General features: G+C 66.0%; 16 protein-coding genes and 1 tRNA gene. 9 read left to right on the top strand and 8 right to left on the bottom strand.

Translation table 11 applies throughout. The features are described from left to right. Window positions 1-37: 37 nt before the first annotated feature. The 3 genes from C5O79_RS12080 to C5O79_RS12090 all read right to left on the bottom strand — a co-directional run bounded on the left by C5O79_RS12080 (window position 38) and on the right by C5O79_RS12090 (window position 2,133). A complete protein-coding gene (locus C5O79_RS12080; protein ID WP_236862298.1) occupies window positions 38-382 on the bottom strand; it encodes a hypothetical protein in 345 nt (114 codons plus the stop codon). Window positions 383-670: 288 nt separating this feature from the next. Then, window positions 671-1,873 carry an integrase arm-type DNA-binding domain-containing protein gene (locus tag C5O79_RS12085; protein ID WP_122474111.1) on the bottom strand — a complete coding sequence of 401 codons (1,203 nt, stop codon included), beginning with the start codon at window positions 1,871-1,873 and terminating at the stop codon, window positions 671-673. 173 nt (window positions 1,874-2,046) lie between these two features. Beyond that, a tRNA-Leu gene (locus C5O79_RS12090) sits at window positions 2,047-2,133 on the bottom strand. Between the two features lie 234 nt (window positions 2,134-2,367). On the opposite strand from C5O79_RS12090, the gene hpnD reads away from it, so the two are divergent. Continuing rightward, on the top strand, window positions 2,368-3,201 hold the full coding sequence (hpnD, locus tag C5O79_RS12095) for a presqualene diphosphate synthase HpnD (RefSeq protein WP_122474112.1): 834 nt from the start codon (window positions 2,368-2,370) through the stop codon (window positions 3,199-3,201). 10 nt (window positions 3,202-3,211) lie between these two features. Here hpnD and C5O79_RS12100 read toward each other — a convergent pair whose 3' ends face one another. The 3 genes from C5O79_RS12100 to C5O79_RS12110 all read right to left on the bottom strand — a co-directional run bounded on the left by C5O79_RS12100 (window position 3,212) and on the right by C5O79_RS12110 (window position 6,413). Beyond that, window positions 3,212-4,432 (bottom strand): DUF1501 domain-containing protein, encoded by a 1,221-nt coding sequence (locus C5O79_RS12100; RefSeq protein ID WP_124473484.1) that lies wholly within the window; start codon window positions 4,430-4,432, stop codon window positions 3,212-3,214. Between the two features lie 67 nt (window positions 4,433-4,499). Then, entirely contained in the window at window positions 4,500-6,002 is a 1,503-nt protein-coding gene (locus C5O79_RS12105) for a DUF1800 domain-containing protein (RefSeq protein WP_122474557.1), read from the bottom strand. A 132-nt stretch (window positions 6,003-6,134) separates the two neighbouring features. Then, on the bottom strand, window positions 6,135-6,413 hold the full coding sequence (locus tag C5O79_RS12110) for a hypothetical protein (protein WP_046545934.1): 279 nt from the start codon (window positions 6,411-6,413) through the stop codon (window positions 6,135-6,137). A 267-nt stretch (window positions 6,414-6,680) separates the two neighbouring features. Here C5O79_RS12110 and ompR point away from each other — a divergent pair, with 267 nt between their 5' ends. The 4 genes from ompR to C5O79_RS12135 all read left to right on the top strand — a co-directional run bounded on the left by ompR (window position 6,681) and on the right by C5O79_RS12135 (window position 10,150). Further along, a complete protein-coding gene (gene ompR / locus C5O79_RS12120) occupies window positions 6,681-7,406 on the top strand; it encodes a two-component system response regulator OmpR (protein WP_004199523.1) in 726 nt (241 codons plus the stop codon). Window positions 7,407-7,446: 40 nt separating this feature from the next. Next, window positions 7,447-8,808, top strand: a complete 1,362-nt coding sequence (locus C5O79_RS12125) for an ATP-binding protein (RefSeq protein WP_039342861.1) — start codon at window positions 7,447-7,449, stop codon at window positions 8,806-8,808. A gap of 189 nt (window positions 8,809-8,997) precedes the next feature. Continuing rightward, entirely contained in the window at window positions 8,998-9,546 is a 549-nt protein-coding gene (locus C5O79_RS12130) for a peroxiredoxin (protein ID WP_034181176.1), read from the top strand. A gap of 76 nt (window positions 9,547-9,622) precedes the next feature. After that, window positions 9,623-10,150, top strand: a complete 528-nt coding sequence (locus C5O79_RS12135; protein ID WP_046545935.1) for a carboxymuconolactone decarboxylase family protein — start codon at window positions 9,623-9,625, stop codon at window positions 10,148-10,150. Between the two features lie 134 nt (window positions 10,151-10,284). Here C5O79_RS12135 and ispF read toward each other — a convergent pair whose 3' ends face one another. Further along, window positions 10,285-10,770, bottom strand: a complete 486-nt coding sequence (gene ispF / locus C5O79_RS12140) for a 2-C-methyl-D-erythritol 2,4-cyclodiphosphate synthase (RefSeq protein WP_039342858.1) — start codon at window positions 10,768-10,770, stop codon at window positions 10,285-10,287. A gap of 28 nt (window positions 10,771-10,798) precedes the next feature. After that, a complete protein-coding gene (gene ispD / locus C5O79_RS12145; RefSeq protein WP_122474114.1) occupies window positions 10,799-11,509 on the bottom strand; it encodes a 2-C-methyl-D-erythritol 4-phosphate cytidylyltransferase in 711 nt (236 codons plus the stop codon). A gap of 107 nt (window positions 11,510-11,616) precedes the next feature. Between ispD and mfd the strand changes: the two genes are divergently transcribed. From mfd to C5O79_RS12165, 4 genes are all read left to right on the top strand, one after another. After that, window positions 11,617-15,087 (top strand): transcription-repair coupling factor, encoded by a 3,471-nt coding sequence (gene mfd / locus C5O79_RS12150; RefSeq protein ID WP_046545937.1) that lies wholly within the window; start codon window positions 11,617-11,619, stop codon window positions 15,085-15,087. A gap of 105 nt (window positions 15,088-15,192) precedes the next feature. After that, window positions 15,193-16,413: an acetylornithine deacetylase gene (gene argE / locus C5O79_RS12155; RefSeq protein ID WP_046545938.1), complete on the top strand. Its 1,221-nt coding sequence runs from the start codon at window positions 15,193-15,195 to the stop codon at window positions 16,411-16,413. A gap of 59 nt (window positions 16,414-16,472) precedes the next feature. After that, on the top strand, window positions 16,473-17,492 hold the full coding sequence (locus C5O79_RS12160) for a threonine/serine dehydratase (protein ID WP_122474115.1): 1,020 nt from the start codon (window positions 16,473-16,475) through the stop codon (window positions 17,490-17,492). Between the two features lie 145 nt (window positions 17,493-17,637). Then, the gene (locus C5O79_RS12165; protein ID WP_122474116.1) at window positions 17,638-18,069 is read left to right on the top strand and encodes a DUF3574 domain-containing protein; all 432 of its coding nucleotides are present in this window, start codon (window positions 17,638-17,640) and stop codon (window positions 18,067-18,069) included. Window positions 18,070-18,169 lie beyond the last annotated feature (100 nt).

Genomic DNA, 18,169 nt, shown 5'->3' on the forward strand with positions numbered 1-18,169 from the left:
TACTAGACTCCGGTTGGCCCTGTTTGCAGGGGGCAGGTCAGTGCAGCACCAACACATGTTCAACAACCACCTGTTCCTGGTCAAGCAACAAACACGATTGATTCTGCTTGATGCGCCGAATGCAGGTATCAAGTGCAGCTTCTGCCCGGCGATAAGGGTCGAGCGCGGCACCCGCCTTGGTCTCGCCCCGCATGAAATACGCAAGGTAGATGATCCGCAACAAGCAGCACACCTGATCCAAATCGCCGCGTCCGGCTCGCACCGTCGCCAAGGCGAGGTGATTTTCCAGCGAGAGCGATCGCACCTTGTCGGTGGATAGCGGCAACAACATTTCTTTCGTCCGTGCTGGTGGGGCGCTGCGGGACGAGGTTCGCTTTTTCATCGATCGACAAATCTTCCTTTTCACATCCAACCCGACATTGCCGAGCAGCACGCAGGCAGCGCACAGGCTCGTCCAGCACTGACGCCGACACACCATCATTTATCAGGTTCAGAGGCTCGCTGCCAACGGCCGTTTGGCTCCAGGAAGCGGTCATCTCTACATCCGTGGCGAAGGATCGCTTAGGGTCGACAACGGAAGCTGGTCCATGGGCGCCAACGCCACCCTTCGGCACCACGGCTATCGGCTATCGGCTATCGAGGCAGCCGCGACTTGTGCGATTGCACGTCCCTAAGAAGCAGCGACCACCGGGCCTTGCTTGAGCCGGTCGAGGTAGTCGGCCCACTTCTGCATCATCGCCCGGCGTTCTTTGATGAACCGCGTCCGGTTATATGCACCTCCGAGCACATCAGGTACCGCATGCGCAAGCTGATGCTCAATCACTTCCGGCTTCTGCTCAAGTTCCTCGTGGAGAATCGTTCTAGCCATCGCGCGGAATCCATGTCCGGTTATTTCTGTACGTGTGTCGTAGCCGAGCCGACGCAGCGCAGCATTGATAGCGGCATCGCTCATCGGGCGATTCCGGTCGCGCGCCCCAGGAAACAAGTAGCGACCGCTTCCGGTCAGCGAGTGCAGTTCACGGAGAATCGCGACCGCCTGAGTCGCAAGCGGCACGAGATGATCAGTCTTCGTCTTCGTAACGAGATAACGCCACTCGGCCTTGTCAAGATCGAGTTGCGACCATTCAGCCTTCCGCAGCTCACCGGGGCGGACGAACAGCAGAGGGGACAGTTTGAGCGCACAAAGAACGGGAAAAGTACCGGTGAAGCCATCGAACGCGCGTAGCATTTCGCCCACCTTGATCGGCTCGGTGATAGAGGCGAAGTGAATTGTGCGTGTCGATGGAATTGCTCCAAGCAGGTCACGTGCCGGATCGGCCTTACAGTAACCTTCCTTGATGCCATATCGGAACGCCTGACTGAGTTCCGCACGCACCCGATGAGCCGTATAGCGCGCGCCTCGCGAATCAATACGCTTGAGCAGCGTAAGCACCTCCGGCGCGTCGATCTCGGCGATTGGCCGCTTGCCGATCCACGGGAACACATCATTCCTGAACCGCGCCAGCGTCTTTTCGTACTGCGCGGGTTCGACCGAAGCGCGGCGCTCCTCCATCCAAGCTAGCGCGACAGCCTCGAATGAATTCGACGCTGCCAGCTTGGCGGCGCGCTTGTCCGCCTTCTTCACCTCTCCCGGATCAGCCCCTCCCGCGAGACGCTCGCGCGCCTCGGTACGGCGCTTGCGCGCCGTTTGTAGCGAGACATCGGGATAGACCCCAAGAGAAATCCGCTTTTCCTTGCCGCCGAAGCGGTACTTCAATCGCCACCACTTCCCACCAGCGGGAGAAATTTCGAGGTACAAGCCGCCACCGTCGAACAAACGCGTAGGCTTCGCGGCAGGCTTGGCATTCTTGATAGCGGTATCGGTCAGCGGCATGGGGGCAACTCCATGACTGGGACGGGATGCACTTCGATGTTATCCCCAATGTTGCCCCAACTTGCCCCCAGCTTCAACCGGTAATGACCGGAACTTCGCAGAATGAAAAAACCCGCGAAGCCTTGCGCTATCGCGGGTTTCAAGAGTTCTCGGGAACAAACCGGAACTTGAGTTGGTGCGTGAGGCCGGACTCGAACCGGCACACCCTTGCGGGCGTCAGGACCTAAACCTGGTGCGTCTACCAATTTCGCCACTCACGCGCATTTCTGTCGCCCGACCACGCGGCACGAAAGATGCGTGATCACGCGCCCGGGACATCGCGCCGGCTTGTGACCGGCACGCCCGATCAGGCGAGCGCGAGATTCTACCCGATCCGTGCGGGCTTGTCTCGCCCCGCCGGCACCCATCGTGCAGCGGTGCTAGAATGCCGCGCTCGACGTTTCGGCTCCGCGCCGCCGCGCGTCCCCCGAACCCGCCCCCACACGATTCCGCCCGTGAACTTCGACGACTACTGTCAGCAAAAGGCCGCCCCTGCGGGCTCCAGCGTCTACTATGCGCTGCGTCAGGCGCCGCTCGCCACGCAGCCGCGTCTGACTGCGCTATTCGCGCTGCGCCGCGAACTCGAGGAAACCGTCAAGGAAACCAGCGACCCGACCGTCGGACACACGAAGCTCGCGTGGTGGCACAAGGAACTCGCGGCGCTGGCCGACGGACAACCGTCGCACCCGGTCACGAAGGCGCTTGCGCAGCATCATCCGGCGATCGCCACCGAGGCCGATGCATTGCGTACGCTCGTCAACGGTTACGGGATGGACCTCGAACAGGCGCGCTACCTCGATTTCGCGAACCTGCAGCGTTATATCGCGCAGGCCGGCGGCACCTTCGCGTCGCTGGTCGCGCGCGCAAGTTCGGCAAATCCGGCGGAACCGCAACCGTGGGCCGCGGACGCCGGCCGCGCGCTGATGCTCGCGCAGTTCGTGCAGGACCTCGGCAACGATGCGCGCCACGGCCGCATCTACCTGCCGATCGACGAACTGCAGCGTTACAACGTGACCGCGGCCGATCTGCTGAACCGCCGCTACAGCCCGGCCTTCACCGAATTGCTGCAATTCCAGACGGCCCGCGCACGCGAAGCACTCGTGGCCGCCGAAGCGGCGATCCCGGCATCCGAACGCCGCGCCCAGCGCACGCTGCGCGCGCAGATCGCACTGGCCGGCTCGCTGCTCGACGAAATCGAGCGCGACGGCTACCAGGTGCTGCATCAACGCATCGCGCTGACGCCGATCCGCAAGCTGTGGATCGCGTGGCGCGCCGCGCGCCAGCGCTGACCCTCGCGCATCACGCCTTCAACAACGGCAGCGTGTCGAAGCGCTGCTGCAGCACGCGCGTCGCATCGAGCCCCCACCACGGCCCGAGCACGGTCGCGTAGAGCTGGCGGAAATCGACCGCGACCGGCAGGTTGCCGTTGCCGTCGAGCCGCCCGAGCGCCGGCGGCGCACCGTACAGCCCGCCGGCCACGCGGCCGCCCATCACGAAATGCGGCGCGGCCGTGCCGTGATCGGTGCCGTTGCTCTGGTTCTCGCGCACGCGCCGCCCGAATTCCGCATAGGTCATCACGAGCGTCTGGTTCCAGCGCCCGAGTTCGATCAACGCGCCGCGCATCGCGCTCATCCCTTCCGCGAACTGCTTGAGCAGCGCAGCCTGCTGCCCCGGCTGGTTCTGGTGCGTATCGAAGCCGTTGAGCGTCAGGCGCAGCACCGCGACACCATCCTGCGCACCCGGCCCGGACGCTTCGCACGCGGCCAGCACCTGCATCGCGGTCTTGACCGATGTGCCGAACGCGCCGGCCGGAAAGGCGGTTCTGAATTCACGCATCCCGCCGCGCGGACGCAGCCGGTCGGCCGCCTTCACGATGTCGTTCTCGACGTCGATGATGTGTGCGAGCGCGGGGTTCTGTTCGCGCAATGACGACGGCTCGGCAAGCCGGGCCGCACGAATGAACTGCGCGGGATTGACGAGCGCGATCGCTCGCGCACCGTTCGAGAGCGGCCCCATCTCGGCGCTGCCGAGCACGACGCCGTCGGCCGCGAAACCGGGCGGCACGGGCGCCTGCGCGAACGTGCGCGTCAGCCAGCCTTCGTGCAGATATTGATCCGAGCGCGACGCGGTATCCCAGATCTCGATCGAGCGGAAATGCGACAGGTTCGGCTGCGGGTAGCCTACGCCCTGCACGACCGCGACCTGCCCGTCGCGCCACAGCGGCATCAGCGGCGCAAGCGATGGATGCAACCCCGTGTGAGCGTCGAGTTGGAGCACCTGCTCGCGCTTGATGCCGATGCTGCGGCGGAACTGGTAATACAGCGGGTCCGCATACGGCACCACCGTGTTGAGGCCGTCGTTGCCGCCCTTCAGCTCGACGAGGATCAGCACGTTCGCATAACCTGGCGCCCCTTGGCGCCCCGCCTGCGCCACGGAAGCGGCCATCGCAGGCGCTTGCCACATCGACACGCCGGCCGCGGCCGCCGCGCCCGTCAGCGTCAGAAAATCACGTCGGTTCATCGCGCATCCTTTGGTTCACCGCCCGGCATCTTTGCCGCACCGGCTCCCCGCTTCATCGTCGTTCGAATCATTTCAGTTGATAGGCCGGATCCATCAGCAGCGCCTCGAGATACGCGCTGCCGGTCGAATCCGTGTCGATCGCCGCGACCGGCGACATTTGCAGCACCGCATGCTGCAACTGAAGCTCGGTCGACAAACCGGCGATCGCCTGCGGCCGCGCGCGATATTGCGCAAGCCAGCGTTCGAGGTCGAATCGCAGGCCGGCGCGCGCGGGCCTGGCGGGCGTGCCGTGCATGCCGGCGGCGGATGCCGTATCGACCACCGGCATCGCATGTGCGCGGCCATTCGGCGGCGGCACCATCGCATGCGCCGGCGGGTGCATACCGGCCGTCTCCGTCGCGCGGAACAGCTGCTCGACGAACTGCTTGCGCGCGAGCAGCGTGGTGCTGTTGATCCACAGCGCGCCGCCCGGCCAGCCCTTCACGTTCGGCGGATAGAACAGGTTCTGCCCGAGCGTGCGCACGGTGTTCGCCAGCATCTGCGGATCGCCGTACGACACGTCGAACAGCCGCACCGACCCGACGACGAATTCCGCCGGCGACTTGACGAGCACGCCGCGATTGCGAGGATCCCAGAAGGCGTCGGTCGACCACAGCGCGGCGAGCGCCGCGCGAATGTCGTAGCCGCTCGAGTGAAACCGTTCGGCCACCGCATCGAGCGCGCCAGGGTCGGGGGTATCCGACACGAACTCGCGCCACAGCTTGGCGGCAATGAAACGCGCGGTGCCGGGCCGCTTCAGCAGGATGTCGAGAAAGCCGTCGCCATCGAACGGCCCCGTTTCGCCGAGAATCGTCTTGTCGCCGGTGTCGTGCAAATCCGGCCGAACCTCGAAGCGATAAGTATCGGGATCGACCGTCCAGCCCGTCATCGCACGCGCGGCCTCGGTCACGTCGTATTGCGTGTAATGCCCTTCGCCGAGCGTGAACAGCTCCATCACCTCGCGCGCGAAATTCTCGTTCGGGCGCCCCTTGCGATTGCTCGCGCCATCGAGGTACTGCAGCATCGCCGGATCCTTCGCGACCGCATGCAGCAGCACGCCGAAGTTGCCGAGCGCTTCGCGGCGAAACAGCGCGTTCTGCGCAGCCATCGTCTGCGGATAAGGCACCTTGTCCTGCCCCGACGTGAAGTGCCCGTGCCAGAACAGCGTCATGCGCTCGGTGAGCGGCGACGGCGTGACGATCATCTCGTTGACCCACGCCGCGCGCAGCGTATCGTACCGGACGTTGCGCTCGCGCTGCTCGTCGCGCCGCATGTCGGGCGTCAGCGCCTGGCGCTGCGCGCGCGTCGGCGGCAACTCGGCGATCCAGTCGGGCCAGGTCGTGGCGGGGTCGCGGTGAACGTTGCCGAGCGTGTCGGCCACGACTTGTGCGCGCGTCATGCCGACGACGCGCGCAACATCGGCGGGTGCGGGAGAGAAACCGGTACGACTCAGGAAAAACAATGCATCGTCGGCGTCGAGCGGCGACTGCATGGCGGGCGACGGCGCCGGTGCGGCAGCGTTCGCTTTCATCGTCATGGACTCCCGGAGCGCACCGGCGGTGCGGATGCCGGTACAACGGCAATCGGCAGGCGAAAGTTGACGGAAAAATTGCTACGAAACTTTTCCGCGCGGTGAATTCCGCGCAGGCAGAAAGACAGTGCGTCAGCGCTTGTACAGCTCGCGAACGGCGTCCTCGATGTGCTGGCGCAAAAGGTGGCGCTCCTCGGGTGTCATGTGCCCGTCGCGGCGGCGCTGTTCGAGATCGGGAGGCACGGCGGAACGGACCGTCATCTCGGCGGCACGATCGGACTGCGGCGCTTTGCCGCGCGGCAGCTTGCGCGACGATGCGCCCTGCTCGGGGCGCTGCGCATACGCGAAGTTCGACGCATACGGACCGGCAAGCGCGATCGTCAGCATCAGTGCAATCCGGGCAGATCGCATGACCGTCCTCGCTTCTTTGGTCGATTTGTTCCCTTCGTCACGCGGCAACCGGTTACCTCTGGTACTTGAAAAACCCTGCGGAATTCGGGTGTGCAAAGATGAATGATGGAGTGCAGGGGAGTATCTACCGAATTTCGGCTTCGAGTAAAGGAATCTCTATAGCGTGCCTTTACTCGGCGCGACACTACGGGTAAATTTTGTAACCGACTGTAACGCACGAAAATACGCGGCCGTGCGCCAATTCCCATTCGCGATAAGATGCCGATCATGGAAACGAAAAACCCCTCCAAGATTCTCGTCGTCGACGACGACCCGCGCCTGCGCGACCTGCTGCGCCGCTATCTCGGCGAGCAGGGTTTCAATGTCTACGTCGCGGAAAACGCGACCGCGATGAACAAGCTCTGGGTACGCGAGCGTTTCGACCTGCTCGTGCTCGACCTGATGCTGCCGGGCGAAGACGGCCTGTCGATCTGCCGCCGCCTGCGCGGCAGCAATGACCGCACGCCGATCATCATGCTCACCGCGAAGGGCGAGGATGTGGATCGCATCGTCGGCCTCGAGATGGGCGCCGACGATTACCTGCCGAAGCCGTTCAACCCGCGCGAACTCGTGGCGCGCATTCATGCGGTGCTGCGCCGCCAGGCGCCGGCCGAACTGCCGGGCGCGCCGTCGGAAACCACCGAGGTGTTCGAGTTCGGCGAGTTCTCGCTGAACCTCGCCACGCGCACGCTGACGAAATCCGGCCAGGAAATTCCGCTCACCACCGGCGAATTCTCGGTGCTGAAGGTGTTCGCGCGTCATCCGCGCCAGCCGCTGTCGCGCGAAAAGCTGATGGAGCTCGCACGCGGCCGTGAATACGAAGTGTTCGACCGCAGCCTCGACGTGCAGATCTCGCGGCTGCGCAAGCTGATCGAACCGGATCCGGGCAGCCCGCGTTTCATCCAGACCGTCTGGGGCCTCGGCTACGTGTTCATTCCGGACGGCGCCGCCTGATCTTTTTCCTTTCCGGTTTCGCCCGCCCACGGCCCGTCCCATGCGTATCGACCGGCGCCTCCTGCAGCTCGCGTTCGGCGGGCTGTTCTGGCGCACCTTCCTGCTGATCGCGCTGCTGATCTCGGTCAGTCTCGCCGCGTGGTTCCAGAGCTTTCGCGTGATCGAGCGCGAGCCGCGTGCGCAGCGCGTGGCTCTCCAGCTCGTCGCGATCGTGAAGCTCACGCGCACCGCCCTGCTCTATTCCGATCCCGATTTGCGGCGCGCGCTGCTGCAGGATCTCGAGAGCAACGAGGGCGTGCGCGTTTACCCGCGCGAGAAAACCGACAAGTTCAAGCTGCAGCCCGACGAATCGCTGAACCGCCTGATCGAACACGACATCCGCAGCCGTCTCGGCGACGATACCGTGATCGCCCAGTCGGTCAACGACATTCCCGGCGTGTGGATCAGCTTCAAGATCGACGACGACGATTACTGGGTCGCGCTCGACCGCGACCAGCTCGACAGCGTCACGGGCCTGCAGTGGGCCGGCTGGGGGCTGTTCGCGCTCGCGTTGTCGCTGTTCGGCTCCGCGTTCATCACCAGCCTGGTGAACCGGCCGTTCTCGCGGCTCGCGCTTGCCGCGCGGCAGATCGGCTCGGGCCAGACACCCGAGCTGCTGCCCGAGCGCGGGATGGGCGTCGCGGCGGAGACCAACCGCAGCTTCAACCAGATGGTGCGCGACCTCGAACAGCTCGAGGCTGACCGCGCGCTGATGCTCGCGGGCATCTCGCACGACCTGCGCACGCCGCTCGCGCGGCTGCGGCTCGAAACCGAGATGAGCCCGTCCGACCAGGCGACCAAGGACGCGATGGTCGACGACATCGAGCAGATGGACCGCATCATCGCGGCCTTCATCGACTACGCGCGCCCGTCGCAACGCAAACCGGAGCCCGTCGATCTATCGTCGATCGCGCAGGAAGTCGCCGCCCGCGTGTCGGGCGAGGATGGCGTCGAGATCCGCACACGGCTCGCGCCGAGCGCGGTGATCGAAGCCGACGAGACCGACATGCGCCGCGTGATCGGCAACCTCGTCGAGAACGCGCGCAAGTACGGCCAGAGCAAGCAGGACGGCGTGTCGCGCATCACGCTCGAGACACGCGTGTCGCACGCGCGCGTCGAGCTGTCGGTGAGCGACGAAGGCCCCGGCATCCCCGAGGATCAACTGCCGCTCGTGATGCGGCCGTTCTACCGCGTCGACACCGCCCGCACCAAGGCGGACGGCACGGGCCTCGGGATGGCGATCGTGCTGCGCCTGGTCGGCCGCTATCGCGGCGCGCTGCGCCTGCGCAACCGCAACCCGGAAGCGGGCCTCGAAGTCACGCTCGAATTCCCCGGCGCCGGCAAGGCGCGTGCGACTGCGTGACGCGCTCGCGCACGCTTCTTGCGCTGCACACTATCGATCCGGTTGAAAAAAGCTATGAGGGTCGTTAGTCAAAATCTATTGAAGCGCCTAACTAATAGTGTTATAGTTTTGCCCATGCTGTCACACCATCGTTGCAGCACCGAGGTAGCTTGACTCAGTCTTCTTCCCAACTCATACAGGAGTATCCGCATGAAAACCGTGGGCGATAAACTCGAAGCTTTCACCGTCGTAGCCGCGAAGCCGGGCTTCAACAATCACGAGGAAAACGGCCAGTCGGCATTCGAGACCGTCACCGAAGCGTCGTTCCCGGGCAAGTGGAAGATCATCTACTTCTATCCGAAGGATTTCACGTTCGTGTGCCCGACGGAAATCGTCGAATTCGCGAAGCTCACGAAGCAGTTCGAAGAGCGCGATGCCATCCTGCTGGGCGGCAGCTCGGACAACGAATTCGTCAAGCTCGCATGGCGCCGTGAGCACAAGGACCTCGACAAGCTGAACCACTACTCGTTCGGCGACGTCAAGGGCGAGCTGATCGACCAGCTCGGCGTGCGCGACAAGGAAGCCGGCGTGGCCCTGCGTGCAACGTTCATCGTCGATCCGGACAACACGATCCAGCACGTTTCGGTGAACAACCTGAACGTCGGCCGCAGCCCGGAAGAAGTCCTGCGGATTCTGGACGGCCTGCAAACGGACGAACTGTGCCCGTGCAACCGTGCAGTCGGCGGCGCAACGCTGTAAGCGCATCGATGCACGAAGCCCGCGGCGCACGTCCTGCCTGCGGGCTTTTTTAACGGCCAACCCATAGGAGATATCAATGGAATTCATCGATTCGATTAAGGCACGTATTCCCGACTACGCGAAGGACATTCGCCTGAACCTCGACGGCACGATCTCGCGCTCGTCGCTCGACGGCACCGACGCGGTCGGCGTCGCGCTGGCGGCGGCCATCGCGGCGAAGAGCACGGTGCTCATCAAGACGATCCGCGAAGCCGGCGTCCTGTCGCCCGAAGAGACGAACGCCGTGCTGACGGCAGCCGCGCTGATGGGGATGAACAACACCTGGTATCCGTATGTCGAGATGGCCGACGATGCCGACCTGAAGACGCAACGCGCCGAGCTGCGGATGGGCGCGTATGCGACGCACGGTGGCGTCGACAAGCGCAAGTTCGAGATGTACGCGCTCGCCGCATCGATCGTCGGCAAGTGCCACTTCTGCGTGAAGTCGCACTATGCGCTGCTGAAGAACGAGCAAGGGATGACCGTCACGCAGCTGCGCGACGTCGGCCGCATCGCATCGGTGATCAACGCCGCCGCGCAAGTGATCGCCGCGGAAGGCGAATAAGCGGTTGCACCGCCCGGCCGGCAACCGCGCCGGCCCGGTAGTCGCTCCAAACGAAAATGCCACGCATCCGCGTGGCATTTTTCATTTCCGCAACGCGGCGCGGCGGGCGAACCGCGCGCCGCCGCAGCCCTGCGTCAGCCGCCCTGCTTCACCAGCAGCGCGGCGGCCTGCGCCTCGATCCCCTCGCCGCGACCGAGATAGCCGAGCTTCTCGTTGGTCTTCGCCTTCACGTTCACGCGATCGAGCGGCAGCCCGAGATCGGCCGCGATGTTCGCGCGCATCCCGTCGATATGCGGCGCCAGCTTCGGCGCCTGGGCGATCACGGTGCTGTCGACGTTCTGGATCGTGAAACCGGCCGCCTTGATGCGTGCGGCGCACTCGCGCAGCAGCACGCGGCTGTCGGCCCCCTTGAACGCCGCGTCCGTGTCGGAGAAATGGCGGCCGATGTCGCCGAGCGCCGCCGCGCCGAACAGCGCATCGGTGATCGCGTGCAACAGCACGTCCGCATCCGAGTGGCCGAGCAGGCCGCGTTCGTACGGAATCGTCACACCGCCGATGATGAGGGCGCGCCCCTCGACGAGCTGGTGCACGTCGTAGCCTTGTCCGATTCTGAAATCCATGCGTATTCCGATTGTGAGGGGGTGAAAGTCAGGAAGCGTTCGCGGAACGCGCGAGGATCGCTTCCGCGAGCGCGAAATCTTCCGGGTACGTGACCTTGAAATTGCGCAGGCTGCCCTGCACGACGCGCGGCGTATGGCCGGCCCATTCGATCGCGCTCGCTTCGTCGGTCAGGTCGTGCCCTTCGCGCTGCGCGCGCAGGATCGCCTCGCGCAGCATGCCGATGCGGAACATCTGCGGCGTCTGCGCCTGCCACAGCGCGTCGCGCGACTCGGTGCGTGCGATCGCGTCGCCGCCGGCCGGCACGCGCTTGAGCGTATCGGCCACCGGCAGCGCGACGATGCCGCCGACCGGATCGTCTTTCAGCGTCGCGACCAGCGTGCGAATCAGTTCCGGCGTGATGCCCGGGCGGGCGGCGTCGTGCACCAGCACCCAGTCGTGGTCGGTCGCGCCGAATTCGGCCAGTTCGAGCAGCCCGTTCAGCACCGACGCCTGGCGCGAACCGCCGCCGCAGCGGCGCACCGCGAAGCGCAGGCCCGCGAAGCGGCGCGCGTCGAAATGGGAATCGTCGGGCGCGAGGACGACGAGCGTCTGCGCGAATTCGCTGCACGCGTCGAACGCGGCGAGCGTGTAGTGCAGCAGCGCGCGGCCGGCCAGCGTGCGGTATTGCTTCGGCACGGCCGAGCCGGAACGGCTGCCGGTGCCGGCGCAGGGAATCAGGGCGAAAAGTCGGGGAGTCACGAAGGGAAACGCCGGAAAGATGAAATCGAGAAGCGGATTTTATAATAGGTCTTTCGTCTCGACCGGCGCACCGCGATGCGCCCGTGCACGCCACCCCTGTCGTCCCTATGCCAGATAACGCTTCCACCCCGTCCGCCTCGCCCGTTGCCCGCGTCAAACCCGGCCAGCGCTTCGCCTTCGACGGCGCGCATGGTTCCGCCGACGCGCTCGCCATCGCCCGTTATCTCGCCGACAACCGCCAGGACGTGCCGCTCCTTGCGGTGATCTGCGCGAACGCGGTCGACGCGCAGCGGCTCTCGCAGGAAATCCGCTACTTTTCACCCGACGCGCGCGTGCGCCTGCTGCCGGACTGGGAAACGCTGCCGTACGACACGTTCTCGCCGCACCAGGACCTCGTGTCCGAACGTCTCGCGACGCTGCACGACCTCGGCGAGGGCCGCTGCGACATCCTGCTCGTACCCGCGACCACCGCGCTGTACCGGATGCCGCCTGCGTCGTTCATGGCCGCATACACGTTCGCATTCGCGCAGGGCGAGCGCCTCGACGAGGCGAAGCTGAAGGCGCAGCTCACGCTGGCCGGCTACGAGCACGTCAGCCAGGTCGTGCGGCCCGGCGAATACTGCGTGCGCGGCTCGCTGATCGACCTGTACCCGATGGGCTCGCCGCTGCCGTACCGGATCGACCTGTTCGACGACCAGGTCGATTCGATCCGCGCGTTCGATCCCGACACGCAGCGCAGCCTCTACCCGGTGCGCGACGTGCGTCTTTTGCCCGGCCGCGAGTTTCCGTTCGACGAAGCCGCACGCACGGCCTTCCGCAGCCGCTGGCGCGAGACTTTCGAAGGCGACCCGAGCCGCGCGCCGATCTACAAGGACATCGGCAACGGCGTTCCGTCGGCCGGCATCGAGTACTACCTGCCGCTGTTCTTCGACGAAACCGCCACGCTGTTCCACTACCTGCCGCAGGATGCGCACCTCGTGTTCACCGGCGATCTCGAGGCATCGATCCGCCGCTTCACGGCCGATACGAAGCAGCGCCATGCGTTCCTCGCGCACGATCGCGAGCGGCCGATCCTCGAACCGCAGCGCCTGTTCCTGTCCGACGAGGATTTCTTCGCATTCGCAAAGCCGTTCGCGCGCGTCGTGCTCCCGGCGCAGCCGGCGGGCGGCTGGGCAACGGGCCTGCCCGAGCTCACGGTCGATCGCCATGCCGACGATCCGCTCGCCGCGCTGCGCACGTTCGTCGAATCGTCGGGCAAGCGCGTGCTGCTGACCGTCGAATCGGCCGGCCGCCGCGAGACGATCCTGCAACTGCTCGCCGAACACCATCTGCGCCCCGCATCGAACGACCACTTCGCCGGCTGGCTCGAGAGCGACGCACGCTTCGCGCTCGGCGTCGCGCCGCTCTCGAACGGCTTCGCGGTGCCGGGCGAAGGCTACGCGATCGTCACCGAGACCGAACTGTACGGTGCGCTCGGCCGCCGCGCGGGCCGCCGCCGGCAGGAACAGGCGAGCAACGTCGACGCGATGGTGCGCGACCTGTCCGAGCTGAAGGTGGGCGACCCGGTCGTCCATGCGCAGCACGGCATCGGCCGCTACATGGGCCTCGTGTCGATGGATCTCGGCGAAGGCGAGACGGAATTCCTGCATCTCGAATACTCGGGCGACAGCAAGCTCTACGTGCCGGTCGCGCAATTGCACGTGATCTCGCGCTACAGCGGCGCCGATCCCGACAGCGCGCCGCTGCACGCGCTCGGCTCCGGCCAGTGGGAGCGCGCGAAGCGCAAGGCCGCGCAGCAGATCCGCGACACGGCCGCCGAGCTGCTGAACCTGTACGCACGCCGCGCGGCCCGCGAAGGCCACGCGTTCTCGCTCGATCCGCGCGACTACGTGAAGTTCGCGGAAAGCTTCGGCTTCGAGGAAACCCCCGACCAGGCAGCCGCCATCGCGGCCGTGATCGGCGACATGACGAGCGGCAAGCCGATGGACCGCCTCGTGTGCGGCGACGTCGGCTTCGGCAAGACCGAGGTCGCGCTGCGCGCCGCGTTCATCGCGGTGCTGGGCGGCAAGCAGGTCGCGCTGCTGTCGCCTACCACGCTGCTCGCCGAGCAGCACACGCAGACCTTCGCCGACCGCTTCGCCGACTGGCCGGTGCGGATCGTCGAGCTGTCGCGCTTCAAGACCACGAAGGAAGTCAACGCGGCGATCGCGCAGATCAACGAAGGCAGCGTCGACATCGTGATCGGCACGCACAAGCTGCTGTCGTCGGACGTGCAGTTCAAGCGCCTCGGCCTCGTGATCATCGACGAGGAACACCGCTTCGGCGTGCGCCAGAAGGAAGCGCTGAAGGCGCTGCGTGCGGAAGTCGACGTGCTGACGCTCACCGCGACGCCGATCCCGCGCACGCTCGGGATGGCGCTCGAAGGGCTGCGCGATTTCTCGGTCATTGCAACCGCGCCGCAGAAGCGGCTCGCGATCAAGACCTTCGTGCGCCGCGAGGAGGAAAGCGTGATCCGCGAGGCGATGCTGCGCGAACTGAAGCGCGGCGGCCAGGTGTACTTCCTGCACAACGAGGTCGAGACGATCGAGAACCGCAAGGCGATGCTCGAGGCGCTCGTGCCCGAAGCCCGCATCGTGATCGCGCACGGCCAGATGCACGAACGCGAGCTCGAACGGGTGATGCGCGATTTCGTCGCGCAGCGCGCGAACGTGCTGCTGTGCACGACCATCATCGAGACCGGCATCGACGTGCCGAGCGCGAACACGATCATCATGCACCGCGCGGACAAGTTCGGCCTCGCGCAGCTCCACCAGCTGCGCGGCCGCGTCGGCCGCTCGCATCACCAGGCCTATGCGTACCTGCTGGTCCACGATCCGCAGGCGCTGACCAAGCAGGCGCAGCGCCGGCTGGAAGCGATCCAGCAGATGGAGGAACTCGGTTCGGGCTTCTATCTCGCGATGCACGACCTCGAGATCCGCGGCACCGGCGAAGTGCTCGGCGACAAGCAGTCGGGCGAGATCCACGAGATCGGCTTCCAGCTCTATACGGACATGCTGAACGACGCGGTGAAAGCGCTGAAGAACGGCAAGGAGCCCGACCTCACCGCCCCGCTCGCCGCGACGACGGAAATCAACCTGCATGCGCCGGCGATCCTGCCGGCCGACTACTGCGCGGACGTGCAGGAGCGGCTGTCGCTGTACAAGCGGCTCGCGAACTGCGAGCACGGCGACGCGATCGACGGCATCCAGGAAGAGCTGATCGACCGCTTCGGCAAGCTGCCGCCGCAGGCGCACGCGCTCGTCGAGACGCACCGGCTGCGGATCGCCGCGAAGCCGCTCGGCATCGTGAAGATCGATGCGAGCGAGGTGGCGATCGGGCTGCAGTTCGAGCCGAATCCGCCGATCGATCCGATGCGGATCATCGAGATGGTGCAGAAGCATCGGCACATCAAGCTCGCGGGCCAGGACAAACTGCGCATCGAGACGCGCTCGCCCGATCTCGCGATCCGCGTGTCGACGATCAAGGAAACCCTGCGCGCACTCGGACCCAAGCAGGGAGCGGCTGCCGCGGTGCGCTGACGCGATACTGACGGGTGCGGCGTTGCTGCACCGCACTGCGCCCGATGCGGGCGGGCCGACCCGTTTTTGAGTATGATTTTCCCATTCATCAGACGGAGTTTTGCCATGTCCACTCTCGACGCGACAGCGCCGTCCGCCGCACCCCAAGGCGACGCGTCGCTCGTCAGCCTGCCCTGGATCAAGCAACTTGTGTCGATCGACACGACGAGCCGTGTGCCGAACCTCGGCCTGATCGAAACGGTGCGCGACGCGCTCGCCGCGAAGGGCATCGCATCGACGATCACGCATGATCCGCGCGACGGCTGGGCGAACCTGTTCGCGACCGTGCCCGCGCACGACGGCTCGACGAACGGCGGCATCGTGCTGTCCGGGCATACCGACGTCGTGCCGGTCGACGGCCAGCAATGGGACAGCAACCCGTTCGCGCCAGAGATCCGCGACGGCCGCCTGTACGGCCGCGGCACCTGCGACATGAAGGGCTTCATCGGCGCGGCGCTCGCGCTGCTGCCCGAGATGCAGGCGACGAAGCTCGCGAAGCCGATCCATTTCGCGCTGTCCTACGACGAGGAAATCGGCTGCGCGGGCGCGCCGCTGATGATTGCGGATCTGGTCAAGCGCGGCGTGCAACCGTCCGGCTGCATCGTCGGCGAGCCGACCAGCATGCGGCCGATCATCGCGCACAAGGGTATCAATGCATACCGCTGCTGCGTGCGCGGCCACGCGGCGCATTCGTCGCTGACGCCGAAGGGGCTGAACGCGATCGAGTACGCGGCGCGCCTCATTTGCCACATCCGCGACATCGCCGAGCGCTTTCGCGCCGAAGGCCCGTTCGACGAACTGTACGACGTGCCGTTCACGACCGCGCAGACGAGCACGATCCAGGGCGGCAACGCGATCAACACGGTGCCGGCCGAATGCCGCTTCGACTTCGAGTTCCGCAACCTGCCGACGCTCGATCCCGAGCAGATCTTCACGCGCATCGAAGCGTATGCACGGGACACGCTGCTGCCGCAGATGCTTCGCGAGCATCCGAATGCCGCGATCGAGTTCTCGAAGATCGCCGCGGCGCCCGGCCTCGACGCCACCGAACAGGCCGCGATCACGCAGCTCGTGCGCGCGCTGACGGCCGACCAGGACAAGCGCAAGGTCGCCTATGGCACCGAGGCCGGTTTGTTCGAACGCGCGGGCATCCCGAGCGTCGTGTGCGGGCCGGGCAACATCGAGCAGGCGCACAAGCCGAACGAATATGTCGAGCTTGCGCAGCTCGCCGGCTGCGAGCAGTTCCTTCGCAAGTTCATCCGCAGCATGTCGGTCGACGCGCACTGACTGCCCCCGCCACGCCGGCCCGCGTGTGCGGGCCGGCCCACTTCGCCATCCGCCACGTCATGTCGACTGAACAACAGGGCACCGCCCATACGACGATCGACGGCGAGCCGATCCCGACGCTCGACGAAATCGCCGCGCAGCATTTCGCGCTGTCGCCGTGGGTCGCGCGCACGCCCGTGTTCGAGCGCGCCGACCTGCCTTCCCTCGAAGGCACGCACGTCAACTTCAAGTTCGAGCTGCTGCAGGTGAGCGGCAGCTTCAAGGCGCGCGGCGCGTTCACGCATCTGCTCGCGCTCGACGAAGCGCGCAAGAACGCCGGCGTCACCTGCGTGTCGGCCGGCAATCACGCGGCGGCCGTCGCGTATGCGGCGATGCGGCTCGGCAGCAGCGCCAAGGTCGTGATGTTCCATACCGCAAGCCCGTCGCGCATCGCGCAGTGCAAGCAGTACCGCGCGGAAGTCGTGCTGGCCGGCAGTGCGTCGCAGGCATTCGATCTGGTCCGGCGGATCGAGGCCGAGGAAGGCCGCTTCTTCATCCATCCGTTCAACGGCTATCACACGATCCTCGGCACCGCGACGCTCGGCTACGAATGGGCGACGCAGACCCCCGATCTCGACGCGGTGATCGTGCCGATCGGCGGCGGCGGGCTCGCGGCCGGCATGGCGACCGCGCTGCGGCTCGCGAATCCGCGCGTGCACGTGTACGGCGTCGAGCCGGAAGGCGCCGACGCGATGAGCCGCAGCTTCGCGGCAAATCACACGATCAAGATGAGCGCGATGCAGACGATCGCCGATTCGCTGATGGCGCCGCATACCGAGGAATACAGCTACCAGCTGTGCCGACGCCACGTCGACCGCATCGTCACCGTGTCCGACGACGCGCTGCGGGCCGCGATGCTGTTCCTGTTCGCGCAACTGAAACTGTCGGTCGAACCGGCGTGCGCGGCTGCGCTGGCCGCCCTGCTCGGCCCGCTGCGCGAAACGCTGCAGGGCAAGCGCGTCGGCGTGCTGCTATCGGGCACCAATACCGACCCCGCCACGCTCGGCATGCATCTCGCGCACGCGAAACTGCAGCACTGACCCCACGTCGGGCACGCGCGGACGAACCTAGGGTTATCCCCAGATTATGTTGACAGCCCTGTTGATAACCCGCCGGACACGCACGCAAGTGGTTGAGCGCGCAGCGTTTTGCGCACGTGGAGGTCGATCGTCACGAAATGGGCAGATGCGGTCGCTGGCCGCATGCGTGATGGCGATCGCACTGCTCGCCGGTTGCGCGGCACCGCCGTCGCCCGTCGCCGGCACACCGCCGGCCTGCACGCAGCCGGGCGAAAACCGCATGCTGCAGGCCGACCTGCTGTTCGGGCGCGACATCACGGGGCGCGGCCCCGTCACCGATGCGGAACGCGCGGCATTCCTCGCCGACACGGTCACCCCCCGGTTCCCCGACGGCCTCACCTACTGGGACACACACGGCCAGTGGCGCGACCAGACAAGCGGCGGGATCACGCGCGAAGACAGCTTCGTGATCCGTATCATCGCGGACGACACGCCCGAGACACGTGCGCGGCTCGCCGCGATCCGGCAAGCGTACATGCAGCGATTCCACCAGCAATCGGTCGGCGTGACGGTCGTGCCGGCCTGCGCATCGTTCTGATTTCCCCCTTCTCCGTCTGCCGGCCATTCGCGCAAAAACTCGCGCAAAAAAAACGGGCGCCCGAAGGCGCCCGTCGCATGCCGGAACAGCAGCGTGCCGC

This window comes from Burkholderia sp. SRS-25, assembly GCF_004343765.1.
Taxonomy (GTDB): domain Bacteria; phylum Pseudomonadota; class Gammaproteobacteria; order Burkholderiales; family Burkholderiaceae; genus Burkholderia; species Burkholderia contaminans.